The following is a 13585-nucleotide window of genomic DNA, read 5'->3' as shown; positions in this document are numbered from 1 at the left end:
CGAGGCGCTACGCCTCCTCATGGTCGTGATGCTACTCCCGCAATCCTTTTTCCATCGCCTTCCATGCCAGAGTCGCACACTTAATCCGGGCCGGGAACTTGCTTACACCCTGCAGCGCTTCAATATCGCCAAGGTCGGCCTCCTCGATTTCGTCCTCTGTTGCCTCACCCTTCATCATACGCGAGAAAAGTTCAGCTGTTTTCAGCGCACGATCCACGTCCATACCTGTGATGGCTTCCGTCATCATCGATGCGGATGACATGCTAATCGAGCATCCTTCTCCGGTAAAGCGTGCTTCCGTCACTTTGCCGTCTTCTACCTTCATCTGCAATTGAATACGGTCACCGCAGGTTGGGTTATTCATATTGACTGTTAAAGCCTCGTCACCAAACTCGCCTTTATTACGCGGTTTTTGATAGTGGTCCATAATGACGCGGCGGTACAAATCATCAAGAGAAGACATTGCCAAAGTACTCCTTTGTTTTAATTAGCCCTTTCACGAGCGCGTCCACGTCTTCTTCCGTGTTATACACATAGAAGCTGGCGCGGGCTGTCGACGATACGTTCAGCCATTTCATGAGTGGTTGGCAGCAGTGGTGTCCGGCACGCACGGCAATTCCTTCTGTGTCGAGTACTGTTGCAATATCATGTGGATGGGCTTCCTGCATCGTGAACGTTACGAGACCGCTCCGTTCTTTTGGCCCATAAATCGTAAGACCTTCAATCGTGCTCAACTGATCCATCGCATATTGTACAAGCTTGTGCTCATGCTCGCGGATTGCATCTAAACCAATCGATTCGATGAAGTCAATCGCGGCACCGAGTCCAATCGCACCCGCGATGATCGGTGTGCCACCTTCGAATTTCCACGGAAGTTCCTTCCATGTTGAATCGTATAAATCAACGAAGTCGATCATCTCGCCGCCAAATTCAACCGGCTCCATTTTCTCCAGCCATTTGCGCTTGCCGTACAGAACACCGATGCCTGTCGGACCTGCCATTTTGTGGCCAGAAAATGCGAGGAAGTCGCAGTCGATATCTTGTACATCGACTTTGATATGCGGAGCTGCCTGTGCAGCATCTACAAATATCACAGCGCCGTGGCGGTGTGCGATCGCCGCAACTTCCTTCACCGGGTTGATTGAACCGAGTACGTTGGACACGTAGCCCAGCGCGACGAGCTTCGTATTCGCTGTAATGGTCTGTTCTGCCGCTTCTACCGTAATCGTTCCGTCTTCCGCAAGCGGGATAAATTTCAGCGTGGCCCCTGTTTGCTTCGCAATTTGCTGCCATGGAATGAAGTTACTGTGGTGCTCCACCTGGGTGATGACGATTTCGTCACCTTCTTTGATGAAGTTACGGGCATAGCCCTGCGCCACGAAGTTTACACCTGTTGTGGTGCCGCGTGTGAAGATGATCTCGGCTGTTTCCTTCGCATTAATGAAGCCGCGGACCTTTTCCCGCGCTCCCTCATATCCGTCCGTCGCCAGTGTGCCCAATGTATGGACACCCCGGTGAACGTTGGAGTTATATTCACGATAATAACGGTCGATCGCTTCAATGACCTGAACCGGCTTCTGGGAAGTAGCCGCACTGTCGAGATAAACAAGCGGATGTCCGTTTACCTGCTGGTTTAGAATGGGAAACAGTTCACGAATCTCTTTGGCATTCATTACGACAGCTTCCTTTCAATGATCGCCCCAAGACGCTTCTGCATGCTCTCAAGTGGCAGTCTGTCTGTTACTGGTGCGAGGAATCCATTAATGATAAGGCGTTCTGCTTCACGACGTCCGATTCCTCGGGACATCAGGTAGTACACTTGAAGTGGGCTGACCGGGCCGACGGAAGCTGCGTGACCTGCCATTACATCATCTTCATCGATAAGGAGAATTGGATTGGCATCGCCACGTGCACGTTCGCCGATCATGAGCAAGTTTTCTGCCTGTTCGCCATTTGACTTCTCAGCACCCTTTTTCATCTCGGTGATACCATTGAAAATAGCGGTTGATTCTTCCGTCATAACCCCACGCGAAAGAATATTACTGTCTGTATGCGTGCCAAGGTGAAGTACGCGAACAGTGAAGTTTTCTTTCTGATTACCGGTTCCGACTGCAACCGATTTGGCAGCTGTGGAAGAACCATTTCCTTTGAGAATTGTCGTTGTATTCGATACAGTGTTGCCGTTGTTCATATCCCCGAACAGCCATTCAACACGCGCATCGTTCTCCGTAATAGCACGGCGGTACGTATAATCCGTTACATTTTCCGCTAAGGAACGAACAGATGCATACTGAACTTTTGCTCCGCCCTGCGCGAATACTTCCACCATGCTGTTGTATACAACGGGCTGCTTATAATCAGCACCAAGTACATTTTCGACAACCGTTACCTGGCTATTCGTATCAGCTACGATCAGGACATGCGGCATGAGTGCCACTTCCTCATCCTCACCCCACACAACGATCTGCAACGGCTGTTTTACTTCTACATTTTTCGGTATGTAGACGAATACGCCACCGTTCCAGAGCGCCTGATGTAACGCAGATACTTTATGTTTCTCAACTCCGCTTGCAAACAGGTACTTCTTCACAAGATCACTATGTTCGCGCACTGCCTGTGTTAACGGCATGAACAGAACACCCTGTTCTTTGAGTGCAGCGTCGAACTGTGTACAAGTCACACTGGAGTGCTTCTGTACGAGTACGTTCGGATTGTTTTCTTCAAGCAGGTCTTTGACAACCTGTGGAAGTTCTTCTACAGAAGCGACAGATGCTTCCTCTTTATAGGGAACGAATTGATCTACGTTCCATTTATCAAGCTTCGTTTTCTCCAGCTTCGGCAGGGGCAACTGCTGATAGTCGGCATATCCAGCTTCGCGAAGCTGTGCTACCCATTCCGGCTCTCCCTGGAAAAAACGTGCCATGCTTTCCTTATCGAATCGCACGTTCGTTTCTACGCTCATGTTTGTACCCTCCTTACTTACGCTTCTGCGTCTACAGTTTCATCCTGAATGCCAAGCTCTTCTTTAATCCAGTCATAGCCGTTTTCTTCAAGCTTGAGTGCAAGCTCCGGACCACCTGATTTCACGATACGTCCTTGCATCATTACATGAATGAAGTCAGGCTTAATGTAGTTAAGCAGGCGCTGGTAATGGGTAATCATCAGCACACCCATCTCCGGGCTGCGCAGTTCGTTTACGCCACGAGCTACTACTTTCAAAGCATCAATATCAAGACCAGAATCAATCTCATCAAGAATCGCGATCCGCGGCTTGATCATCGACATCTGGAGAATTTCATTACGTTTCTTCTCCCCACCAGAGAAGCCTTCATTTACATAGCGCTGCGAGAAAGAAGAATCCATCTCAAGCGCTTCCATCTGCTTATCCATCTGGCGAATGAACTTGATCAGGGAGATCTCTTTGCCTTCTTCCTGGCGTGCGTTAATGGCACTACGGAGGAAGTCAGCATTCGTTACGCCACTAATCTCACTCGGATACTGCATCGCAAGGAACAGTCCCTTACGTGCACGCTCGTCCACTTCCATGTCCAGTACGTCTTCACCGTCAAGAATAACGGAGCCGCCTGTGACTGTATATTTCGGATGGCCCATGATGGAGGAGGCAAGTGTCGATTTACCCGTTCCGTTCGGCCCCATAATGGCATGTACTTCGCCACCCTTAATCTCAAGGTTCAATCCTTTTAGAATTTGTTTATCGTCAATTGCGACGCGTAAGTCGTTTATCTGTAAATGCGGTGTTCCTGCCATAGTTGAATTCCCTCCAGTTATACAAGGTAAACATGGCATTAGAGTGCCACGTATTGTAAACAAATTGTACAAATCCATCTTTTAATATATAGTATATCATAGTTGAAAATCAAGGAAAGACATATAGCCATATTTTTTAAACAAAATTGTTTGGAAAGTGTTATGTGCCGGTATGTTAATGAAGGACTTTGGGAATTGTGGCTGTACAAAGTATAGTGGCGAAGCGGAAACGAGAAGATCTCTGTCACTCGGTTACGCTCCGCAAGAAGTACATTCCTACTATGTGTCCTTATTTCAGAAAGAGGGCTGTCCCATAAGCGAGCGGGGCGGCTTTTTTTGTGGATCGAGAACGTATGGTGATAAGGGAGTGGGCGAAGGGATGAGCCGTTCGCTTCGGTACGCTTGCAAGGAAGCGGCAGCTGTCCGCTCCGGGAGCCCGGCGAACTCGCCCGCAAAGAAACGCCTACGCTGCTGATTCGCCGAAGGATTGCGGGCAAAGGCCCGTTCGCCGTTCTCCCTACGCTGAGTAGGCACGTACAGGCACTCTCTTGCTCCTCCCTTCTCCCACTCCCCGCACAACGTTTCGGTTTATAAAAAGACTCTCGTCGCCAGAATGGATTTGCTCGATAGACACTGAATTTTTGAAAGACAGCTTCCTTATTTTTTTACCTGCATAGCAAAGCTCAACGTCTTGATATTGCTTGATGGTGTTTAACCAAAGTGTGCTAGGAGCGGGATCGGGCGGGGCAACGGAACGCCTGTACGCGACTCCCCAGCGGAAGGGGCCAGGCGAACGGACTTTTGCCCACAATGCTTCTGTGCAAATACATCGCAGGCATCTTTTGTGGGCGAGTTCGCCTGGCATCTGGAGCGGACAGTCCTAACTTCTCTGTAAGCGTACCGAAGTGACGAGGCCCCGCCCGATCCCGCTCCTCCACCACACGTTGAGCAATACCTAACCCAGCAAGCATGCTTTTGGCCTTATTCTAAGCATGTCCTTCAGACAGGCAATTATTAGCGAAAAAAACAGCAGCCTGCCCGATGCAAGCTGCTGTTTGTCTAGTTATCCTTATTGAAACGGCGCTGAGAAATTGGGCTGTTTGTTCTCCCGCTCTTTTTTGTAAGCGTCATTACGCTTCCTCTCGTCTTCATCAACACCCTGCCCGTCTTGATTCTGTCTCTGCTGAAGCTGGCCGTAATCTGACTTGTACTTTTTCTCTTCCTCTGTACGCCCCGATTCTCTCTTCGCTTGCGCTTCCGCCTTATGCTTCGTCTCTTCCGTCACAGCTTTCGGAATAACTTTTGTCTTCGGACCGCTTTCTTGCGTAGCAGACGTATGATCTGACTTTTTGGAATATACTGGATGTCTCTTTCTTGTATCCGCTTTTGCTTCCTTGCGTGTCTGCTGGGTAACAGTCGACTTCATACTCTTCACTTCCGGTTGTGCAGCTGGTTTCGGTGTGGCATCTGGCTTGCGTGCGGGCTGATTCGTGTAACGCTTTGTATTTGGCACACGGTCTATCCCGCCAATCGCCGATGAAATCTCGGTAATGCTCAACTTCTTGATCTGGTCAACTGAAAAAGGATGGTCCATGTGGCGCACGGAATCATACAGCGCGTATTTCCCAACAGACATTCCTTCCTTCTGCGCTTGCTGGCGGGCTTCCTTTGTACTCTCCATAAGAGTAACGGTTACACCTTCGCCCCCCTGCTTGGCCAGTATAGATGCGTGTTGTTCAATCTTCTGAAGCACTTCCTGAGACGCTTCCGCACTATCAAGTCCCACCGGCACAATAAGAATATCTTGATTCCGCTTCAAGAAACCACTCTGCCGGGCATCTTGAATAATGTCAGATGTTACAGTGGTCAGTTCCCTGTTCTTCCACTCAATTGAAGGGGCAAGTGCCTCTGCTTCCTTATTTAGCGCATGCAGATCCGTCACCTGATACTGTTTGTTGACCTCGAGTTCAAAACTCGGATTAATATCAATGGAAACAGCGGCATATGCAGTCGTAAACAACATGTTCCAAAGCGGTATCCCGGATAACAAAAGTAGCAGGCAAGCCGCCGCTGCATATGTTACATTTCTCCACGGGCGACGCACAGTCCGAACCCGTTGTTCCTGAGGCAGGGCAAATTCAATTTCTTCCCCTTCTATCACTTCACGGCTGTCAGGAGGAATTCTATGAAATCCCCCGTCCGGCGTCATCACAATCCAGTAATGATCCTGCCGCTTGAGCACGATGCCCTTCTTCATCGCGCGGCTCCCCCTTTCCCTCTATATCCTCTGTCTGAATGTAGGAGCGTAAATACTGATAATCCTCAATAAAAAGTACAGTAATGGCCACAATATAATTGCGGTTCCGTTCTACGGTCTTGCGCGAGAAGGTGATGTATTGCAGGAGATACTTAACCGGGATTTTTTTCTTCTCCAGAAAGGACTGCCGGAGTTCCGGTTTCTCGGCAATTATGCGAGCAATGTGGATCATATTGATGCGGGCGTCTGCATGCTGCGGTGTATAGTCCGGTAGATCTTCGAGTTCGATCTCGAACTGCTGCAACCGTTCGCGGTAATGAAAGATTTCTTCCCGCCGATACTCAGCCTCCTGCTCAAGCTGATGCCGCTCTACCGCTGCCTGCACGTCCCATACATTATATTCAGGAGCTTGTGGGTCTGCCGATTCATCAAGCGACACCATCGATATTCGCTGCCTGTTTTTCCGAATAAAATCAATCACACGACGACGGATAACCAGATCAGCGAAAGACAAGAACGAGCTTCCTTTCTCTACGGAATACCCGGTAATCGCTTCATTGAATGCTTCAAGTCCAATGCTGAATTCCTCATCTTGTGACTGATGAATGTATCGCTTGCATACTTTGGAAACAGCTGTGCCGATAAAGGGCCGATACTGCTCCAGAAGCTCATTGCGCCACTCATCCTCTCCCTGGTGTATTCGTTCAATTAATTGATACAGATGCTGGTTGTCATTCTCCCTGGGAGTTTGTGATTTTCGGCGCCATTTCCCCAGGAAAAGCGTGAGTAACACGATGTTCACCTCGTTTCATATGTATTCGCCCACTCTCCCGACTTTATGGGGGGAGAGAAATGTATGCAAATACAAAAAACCATCACTCTATTGTAGAGCGATGGTTTCCTATTCGGCAAGCAGGTCTTACGGCATGGATTTGTTACTCTGGGCTTCCCAGCGGCTTAACCGACGGCTCAACTTATTCAATCGGTTCTTTAATTCCTCACTCCACACCTTATCGTCAAGCTGCTTGGCAATCGTCATCAGGTCAAGGGCATTATCAATCTGCATACGCAAAACTTGTGAAATATTTCCGTTATCAACCGATACACAGTTCTCAAAAAGTTTATCAACACTGTCACCTGTCACATATTCACGGAAATCAACTTCAGGAGCCAAATCCGCATGTGCATATTCAGCAAGAATATCGTACTCTTCCTCTATATCAGGATGAACATCAATACGGTTGCATACTGGACAGTATAAAATCGGGACATTATGAATCTGTGTCTTATAATGGCGCAGGCTTCCCAGTGCACCAATCATGCTCGCTCCACAGCAAAAGCTCATCCGGACTCCTCCTCTGCGTACTGCAACGCTAATACTCTATCTATAATTCTATTCTATCAATCTGTATCCCTTTTTAACACCAATAAATTCAGGTAAAAAAGGGAGGTGCTCTCTAGCACCACCCCATGTCACACCCGTCCACATAGCTTGAATGATACACCGTATCTGCCACATCCATCCGAAAAATACGTTGCTGATCGATTGCATAACCTGCGTTCATACAACAGTCAGCTGAATTGAACGGAAGCTGGCCAATTTCCTGGCCATTGAGTGTTAGTACAATACAGTCTTCCGTTACTTCACCACGCACTTTATCGGTGATGTCAACACGATTCACATCTGACATGCACATCCCACCTTTCCTGAAGTTACGAGTAGGATGTGCAAAATCAAACAAGCTTACTCATTGTGGTAGATCGACCGGAACGACAGCCTCTGTCAGGCGCTGCTCAAGCTCATCTGTGTACATCTGCTCCTCCGTATTGCTCCAGCCGAGATATTGGGCCATATACGCGATGACCGGGGTTTTCCATGCCCTCACCCAGCCAATAGTAAAGAACAATGCACCTGTACGACGAATAAAGAAATCAACCGGCTTCACGACCATTTCCTGTTCGATCGCATATACAAGCTGCGCAAATACATCAAGCGCAAGCCCTGCTCCTTGCGCTTCTGCTCCACGCTTGGCGATGATGTCATATAGATGGTCAACGTTTGAGCCGTACATGTGCGCCAGATGCTGTGCCTGCTCACGTGTTAGACCATGCCCCACTCCTTCATCTGCCTTCCGCTGCACAAATGCCGGAAACCCTGCCGAGCCGCCGACAGCACCGCCGGAAATCGACATATGCTTCGTACTGCACGCCTTGTAGCTGCCTTGCCCTTCTTGCTTCAGCAAGTTCGCCACCAGGTCCACGACTAACTCGGCCATCTTGCGGTAGCCTGTCAGCTTGCCGCCTGCAATCGTAATGAGACCAGATGCAGACTGCCAGATTTCATCTTTGCGCGAGATCTCAGAAGCGGATTTTCCTTCCTCATAAATAAGTGGGCGAACACCAGCCCAGCTTGATTCAACATCGTCTTCCGTAATCTTTACACTCGGGAACATATAGTTAATCGCATCAATGACATACTTACGGTCCGCAACCGTCATTTTTGGATGTACCGCGTCCTCCTTATAAAACGTATCTGTTGTTCCCACATACGCCTTCCCATCGCGTGGAATCGCAAATACCATGCGTCCGTCCGGTGTATCGAAGTAAATCGCCTGCTTCAGCGGAAAGCGCGACTGGTCGATAACAATGTGCACGCCTTTCGATAATTGCAGCTTCTTGCCTGTTCTAGAGCCATCCTTCTCCCGCAGGGTATCGACCCACGGACCAGCTGCATTGACGATTCTTTTCGCGTGTACTTCGTATTCCGTACCTGTCAGCAAATCAATGACGCGTACCCCGTTTACTTTGCCTGCTTCATCATAAATGAACGCATCCACTTTCGCGTAATTAACCGCCGCAGCACCACGGTGCACAGCTTCTTTCATCACTTCAATCGTCAGACGCGCATCATCGGTCCGGTATTCCACATAATAGCCGCCGCCTTTAAGACCATCCTGTTTCACAAGCGGCTCTTTCACAAGCGTCTGCTCTACACTCAGCATCGAACGTCGCTCGGAACGTTTTACTCCGGCGAGGAAGTCATACACACGCAGGCCGATTGATGTACTGAACGGTCCAAATGTGCCGCCTTTGTGCATGGGAAGAAGCATCCACTCCGGTGTTGTGACGTGCGGTCCATTCTCATACACAATCGCTCGTTCTTTTCCGACTTCCGCCACCATTTTCACTTCGAACTGTTTCAGGTACCGCAATCCACCATGCACAAGCTTCGTGGAGCGGCTTGATGTGCCCGCTGCGAAATCCTGCATCTCAAATACCGCAACATTCATCCCACGCGTCGTCGCATCCAGCGCAATCCCGGCACCTGTAATCCCACCGCCGATTATGATCATGTCATATACGTGTCCATTCATTGCAGCCAATTGTTCAGTACGTTTTCGTCCAGAAAATGTTTGGGCCATGTTTATTCCTCCTATGGGCATACGGACGCAAAAAGAGACCACAACATACACGACGATCATCCTCATGAATCATCATCGCGCAGTGTGGTCTCTCCTAAGCTCCAACCGATTTATTAACTTATGTTTAGTATATCACGGTTACCGATTATTTAAAAGCCATCGCGGCACGAACGGCTTTTTTCCATCCTTCATACAGACGATCACGTGTCGCTTCAGCCATCTCTGGCGTAAAGCAGCGCTCACGGTTCCACTGCCGAGAGATCTCTGCGGTATCTTGCCAGTAGCCGACCGCAAGACCCGCCAGATACGCTGCCCCAAGCGCCGTTGTTTCATTTACATCCGGGCGTTCAACCGGAACACTCAACATATCGCTCTGGAACTGCATAAGGAAATTATTTTTCACGGCACCACCATCAACCCGAAGCGTCTTCAGTGAAATACCGGAGTCTGCCTCCATGGCCATCAACACGTCTTTTGTCTGATAGGCAAGTGATTCGAGCACAGCACGGATGAAGTGTTCTTTGCTTGTACCGCGCGTTAGGCCAAACATCGCCCCACGCACATCGCTATCCCAGTACGGCGTGCCAAGTCCAACAAACGCCGGTACCACGTATACGCCTTCCGTTGATTCCACACGGGCCGCGTAGTCTTCGCTGTCCGATGCGTTTTTCAGCATGCGCAGGCCATCGCGCAGCCACTGAATCGCAGATCCTGCCACAAAAATACTACCTTCCAACGCATACTCGACTTTTCCATTCAAGCCCCAGGCAATCGTTGTCAGCAGACCATGTTCAGAGGCAACAGCTTTCTCGCCTGTGTTCATCAACATGAAGCAGCCTGTTCCGTATGTGTTTTTCGCCATCCCCTCTTCGTAGCACGCCTGTCCGAACAGTGCAGCCTGCTGATCACCAGCTGCCCCTGCGATCGGCACCCGATGGCCGAAGAAGAAATCATCCGATGTATACCCATATATTTCAGAGGAAGGGCGCACATCCGGCAGCATCGATTTTGGAACGGTCAAAATATTGAGCAGCTCCTCGTCCCATTTCAATTCATGAATGTTGTACATCAACGTGCGGGATGCATTTGAATAGTCGGTGACATGCACCTGGCCGCCAGACAGCTTCCAGATCAGCCATGTGTCGATTGTACCAAACAGCAAATCGCCTGCTTCTGCTTTCTCTCTTGCTCCCTCGACATGATCAAGAATCCATTTCACCTTTGTACCTGAGAAATACGCATCAATCAACAGGCCTGTTTTCGCACGGAATGTATCATTTAATCCTTGCTCTTTCAACGTATCACAAATGCCGCTCGTCTGGCGGGACTGCCATACGATAGCATTGTATATTGGATTGCCTGTATGTTTGTCCCATACAACCGTCGTTTCTCGCTGGTTTGTGATGCCGATACCCGCGATCTGCTCCGGTTTGACACCTGCTTCAGACAGGCAAGAACTAATCACAGACAGGATCGAGCCCCAGATTTCGTTCGCGTTGTGCTCTACCCAGCCTGGCTGTGGGAAGTGCTGGGTGAATTCGCGCTGTGCCACATGCACAACGCTCCCTTTTTTATTAAATAAAATCGCACGAGAGCTTGTTGTCCCTTGATCGAGTGATAAGATGTATGTTTCCATGTCCATATCCCCTCTATTTTCTAGTTTAGTTTACTTGTCCAGAAACAGGCTTCACACCAGCAACACGGGCAATCCCCAGCACAATGACAATCGCAGCCAGCACATACCACAGCCCAACTGTTATCTGGTGCTCAAAAACTGCCTTATAAAACAGCCCTCCTAGCATACCGCCAAGTATCGGACCGACAACTGGAATCCATGCATATCCCCAGTTCGATGAACCTTTCCCTGCAATCGGCAGCAAGAAATGAGCGATACGTGGTCCCAAATCCCGTGCCGGATTGATCGCGTATCCAGTTGTACCACCAAGCGATAGCCCGATGCTGACAATCAGGAACCCGACAATGAACGGATTGAGTCCATCCGCGAATTTATTAGCACCGATCGCAAGAATGCCAAGTACAAGAATAAACGTTCCAATCATTTCACTAAGCAAATTGGCAAACGTATACGACACTGCAGGACCCGTCGAGAATACACCAAGTTTCGTACCTGCGTCTTCTGTTTCCGCCCAATGCGGCAGATAATGTAAGTATACGACAATTGCGCCAAGAAATGCCCCCAGCATCTGTCCCGCAATATAGGATGGAACTTGTGCCCACGGAAATTTTCCCGCAGCCGCAAGCGCCAATGTCAGGGCAGGATTCAAATGTGCGCCGCTAATGCGTCCAACCGAATACGCAGCCACTGCCACAGCCAGTCCCCAGCCCATCGTAATGACGATCCAACCCGAGTTCTGTGCAAATGACTTCTTAAGCGCAGTGCCAGCACACACACCTCCCCCGAGAATAATGAGAATCATCGTTCCTACAACTTCTCCCCAGAAAGCTGTCATCGTACTGTCCCCTTCTCTTTTTTTGTTTTAGACAAAAGAAAAAGAGACTCACAACGAAACGCCCTTTCTTGTAAAAAGGACATTCGTGTGAGTCTCCATTTCTCCGTCACATGTATTAACTTGTTTCCTATGATATGTCAAAATGAAAACGTTGTCAATACATATCCCAGAGCTCGCGATTAGAAGTTGTTACTGCTGTTGCACCGGCGGCGAGCGCCCGCTCTACATCTTCTCTTGTCCGTATCAAGCCGCCCGCAAAAATAGGAATGCCTGCCCGCTGCTTCACCTCGGTAATGATATGCGGTATCGCACCTGGCAGCACCTCAATATAGTCTGGTTTCGTCTTTTCTAGAAGCGTATAGCTTTTTTCAAGCGCGTTTGTATCAAGCAAAAATACACGTTGAATAGCCAGCACGCCTTTTTGCCGGGCTTTCAAAATAACATTGGCTCGGGTTGAGATGACACCGACAGGCTTGAATTCCTGACAGATGTATTCCGTTGCGTATTCATCATTTTTCAAGCCATGGACAAGATCCGCATGCAGGAACATTTTTTTCTTCGCATCGTGTGCGGCTTTGTACAGGCTTTTGAGCCGGGCGATATGCGTATCGAGAAAAACGCCATACTCATATGGACTCTCAAGGATTTTCTCAAAATCTTTCATATCGCGGGCGGCTGGAAGGATATGTTGTCCGTGAAAGCTCATGGCGTCCCACCTTGTTACCAGAATGAAAAACAGGAGTCGGCACAGCGGCCTCCTCCTGCTATCGTACCAATCTTTTATTCTTTCGTCATCGCTTCGTATGCAGCCGCATCCATTAATTTATCCAGTTCAGATGGATCAGACAGTTCAACGGCAATCATCCACGCTTTCTCATAGGGTGATTCGTTGACAAGCTCAGGCGAATCCTCAAGCTCCTTGTTCACTTCGATCACTTTGCCACTAACCGGAGCATACAGTTCTGATACCGTTTTCACGGACTCGACACTTCCGAACGGGTCGTCCTGCTTCACATCTGTCCCAACAGACGGAAGCTCTACAAATACGATGTCACCGAGTTCTGACTGTGCGAATTCGGTAATGCCGATGTATGCTTTGTTTCCTTCCACACGCACCCACTCGTGTTCTTCGCTGTATTTCAAATTGGTTGGTAGATTCATTATGCCAATTCCTCCGATCCCATCACGCGGCTCAAACGTTTCGCAAGCATGCTAAGCCCCTTCTCTCCTGCCTGATAATGACGGAGTTTCTGTTCTTCGTCGAACAGGTAGTAAGCCGGAACATACTGGTTTTGATACGCGTCCACGATTTTATGGTTGTTATCAATTGCAACAGGGTGCGTTAAACCATACTGCTGAATCGCTTCTTTAACAGGGCCAACTTCTGTGTCTTTTTCCGAACGAGGCATATGAATACTGATTACACGAAGCCCCTTATCCCGGTACTGATCACGCCATTCAATCAGCTGTGGCAGCGTCTCTTTGCAGGAATGGCAGCTAATCGACCAGAAATGAACAAGTACAGGCGCACCCGCCAGCTCGGCTTTTGCCACGCTGCCATTTACCCACTCAGCCACACCTGTAAATTCCGGCATTTCATCACGCAATTTCATGAAGAGTAGCCTCCTTATTTTCGATGCTTTTCCACATAATAGTATTATGCACAC

General features: G+C 49.0%; 15 protein-coding genes. All 15 read right to left on the bottom strand.

Going from position 1 to position 13585, the window contains the following annotated elements:
* Positions 1–31: 31 nt before the first annotated feature.
* The 15 genes from sufU to CB4_RS04660 all read right to left on the bottom strand — a co-directional run bounded on the left by sufU (position 32) and on the right by CB4_RS04660 (position 13531).
* Entirely contained in the window at positions 32–469 is a 438-nt protein-coding gene (sufU, locus tag CB4_RS04725) for a Fe-S cluster assembly sulfur transfer protein SufU (RefSeq protein ID WP_096463793.1), read from the bottom strand.
* The gene (locus tag CB4_RS04720; protein ID WP_096463792.1) at positions 450–1673 is read right to left on the bottom strand and encodes a cysteine desulfurase; all 1224 of its coding nucleotides are present in this window, start codon (positions 1671–1673) and stop codon (positions 450–452) included. The genes sufU and CB4_RS04720 overlap by 20 nt, the downstream gene beginning before the upstream one ends.
* Positions 1673–2962: a Fe-S cluster assembly protein SufD gene (gene sufD, locus CB4_RS04715; protein ID WP_096463791.1), complete on the bottom strand. Its 1290-nt coding sequence runs from the start codon at positions 2960–2962 to the stop codon at positions 1673–1675. Before sufD ends, CB4_RS04720 begins: the two co-directional genes overlap by 1 nt.
* A gap of 17 nt (positions 2963–2979) precedes the next feature.
* Positions 2980–3768, bottom strand: coding sequence for a Fe-S cluster assembly ATPase SufC (sufC, locus tag CB4_RS04710; protein WP_096463790.1), 789 nt, complete (start codon positions 3766–3768; stop codon positions 2980–2982).
* Between the two features lie 725 nt (positions 3769–4493).
* The gene (locus tag CB4_RS20820) at positions 4494–4739 is read right to left on the bottom strand and encodes a hypothetical protein (RefSeq protein WP_146226617.1); all 246 of its coding nucleotides are present in this window, start codon (positions 4737–4739) and stop codon (positions 4494–4496) included.
* 98 nt (positions 4740–4837) lie between these two features.
* On the bottom strand, positions 4838–6025 hold the full coding sequence (locus CB4_RS04705) for an anti-sigma factor domain-containing protein (RefSeq protein ID WP_096463789.1): 1188 nt from the start codon (positions 6023–6025) through the stop codon (positions 4838–4840).
* Entirely contained in the window at positions 5952–6818 is an 867-nt protein-coding gene (gene sigI, locus CB4_RS04700; protein ID WP_231956146.1) for an RNA polymerase sigma-I factor, read from the bottom strand. Before sigI ends, CB4_RS04705 begins: the two co-directional genes overlap by 74 nt.
* 126 nt (positions 6819–6944) lie before the next feature.
* On the bottom strand, positions 6945–7370 hold the full coding sequence (locus CB4_RS04695; RefSeq protein WP_096463788.1) for a hypothetical protein: 426 nt from the start codon (positions 7368–7370) through the stop codon (positions 6945–6947).
* Between the two features lie 112 nt (positions 7371–7482).
* Positions 7483–7716, bottom strand: coding sequence for a DUF2553 family protein (locus tag CB4_RS04690; protein WP_157737788.1), 234 nt, complete (start codon positions 7714–7716; stop codon positions 7483–7485).
* 57 nt (positions 7717–7773) lie between these two features.
* The gene (locus CB4_RS04685; RefSeq protein ID WP_096463786.1) at positions 7774–9447 is read right to left on the bottom strand and encodes a glycerol-3-phosphate dehydrogenase/oxidase; all 1674 of its coding nucleotides are present in this window, start codon (positions 9445–9447) and stop codon (positions 7774–7776) included.
* 145 nt (positions 9448–9592) lie between these two features.
* Complete coding sequence (gene glpK / locus CB4_RS04680) at positions 9593–11083, bottom strand: glycerol kinase GlpK (protein ID WP_096463785.1); 1491 nt, start codon at positions 11081–11083, stop codon at positions 9593–9595.
* 25 nt (positions 11084–11108) lie between these two features.
* Complete coding sequence (locus CB4_RS04675; protein WP_096463784.1) at positions 11109–11918, bottom strand: MIP/aquaporin family protein; 810 nt, start codon at positions 11916–11918, stop codon at positions 11109–11111.
* Positions 11919–12072: 154 nt separating this feature from the next.
* A complete protein-coding gene (locus CB4_RS04670) occupies positions 12073–12624 on the bottom strand; it encodes a glycerol-3-phosphate responsive antiterminator (RefSeq protein ID WP_096463783.1) in 552 nt (183 codons plus the stop codon).
* A 74-nt stretch (positions 12625–12698) separates the two neighbouring features.
* Complete coding sequence (gene gcvH, locus CB4_RS04665; RefSeq protein WP_096463782.1) at positions 12699–13079, bottom strand: glycine cleavage system protein GcvH; 381 nt, start codon at positions 13077–13079, stop codon at positions 12699–12701.
* Positions 13079–13531 carry a redoxin domain-containing protein gene (locus CB4_RS04660; protein ID WP_096463781.1) on the bottom strand — a complete coding sequence of 151 codons (453 nt, stop codon included), beginning with the start codon at positions 13529–13531 and terminating at the stop codon, positions 13079–13081. Before CB4_RS04660 ends, gcvH begins: the two co-directional genes overlap by 1 nt.
* Positions 13532–13585 lie beyond the last annotated feature (54 nt).

The sequence above is a fragment of the Aneurinibacillus soli genome (assembly GCF_002355375.1).
Classification (GTDB): Bacteria; Bacillota; Bacilli; order Aneurinibacillales; family Aneurinibacillaceae; genus Aneurinibacillus; species Aneurinibacillus soli.
Note: the sequence above shows the minus strand (reverse complement) of the source record. Positions and strands in the feature narration are given on the sequence as shown.

Coding starts and splice junctions, on each gene's coding strand:
- CB4_RS04720 (WP_096463792.1), bottom strand. CDS start 1,673: ATGAATGCCAAAGAGATTCGTGAACTGTTTCCCATTCTAAACCAGCAG.
- sufD (WP_096463791.1), bottom strand. CDS start 2,962: ATGAGCGTAGAAACGAACGTGCGATTCGATAAGGAAAGCATGGCACGT.
- sufC (WP_096463790.1), bottom strand. CDS start 3,768: ATGGCAGGAACACCGCATTTACAGATAAACGACTTACGCGTCGCAATT.
- CB4_RS20820 (WP_146226617.1), bottom strand. CDS start 4,739: ATGCTTGCTGGGTTAGGTATTGCTCAACGTGTGGTGGAGGAGCGGGAT.
- CB4_RS04705 (WP_096463789.1), bottom strand. CDS start 6,025: ATGAAGAAGGGCATCGTGCTCAAGCGGCAGGATCATTACTGGATTGTG.
- CB4_RS04695 (WP_096463788.1), bottom strand. CDS start 7,370: ATGAGCTTTTGCTGTGGAGCGAGCATGATTGGTGCACTGGGAAGCCTG.
- CB4_RS04690 (WP_157737788.1), bottom strand. CDS start 7,716: ATGTCAGATGTGAATCGTGTTGACATCACCGATAAAGTGCGTGGTGAA.
- CB4_RS04685 (WP_096463786.1), bottom strand. CDS start 9,447: ATGGCCCAAACATTTTCTGGACGAAAACGTACTGAACAATTGGCTGCA.
- glpK (WP_096463785.1), bottom strand. CDS start 11,083: ATGGAAACATACATCTTATCACTCGATCAAGGGACAACAAGCTCTCGT.
- CB4_RS04675 (WP_096463784.1), bottom strand. CDS start 11,918: ATGACAGCTTTCTGGGGAGAAGTTGTAGGAACGATGATTCTCATTATT.
- CB4_RS04670 (WP_096463783.1), bottom strand. CDS start 12,624: ATGAGCTTTCACGGACAACATATCCTTCCAGCCGCCCGCGATATGAAA.
- gcvH (WP_096463782.1), bottom strand. CDS start 13,079: ATGAATCTACCAACCAATTTGAAATACAGCGAAGAACACGAGTGGGTG.
- CB4_RS04660 (WP_096463781.1), bottom strand. CDS start 13,531: ATGAAATTGCGTGATGAAATGCCGGAATTTACAGGTGTGGCTGAGTGG.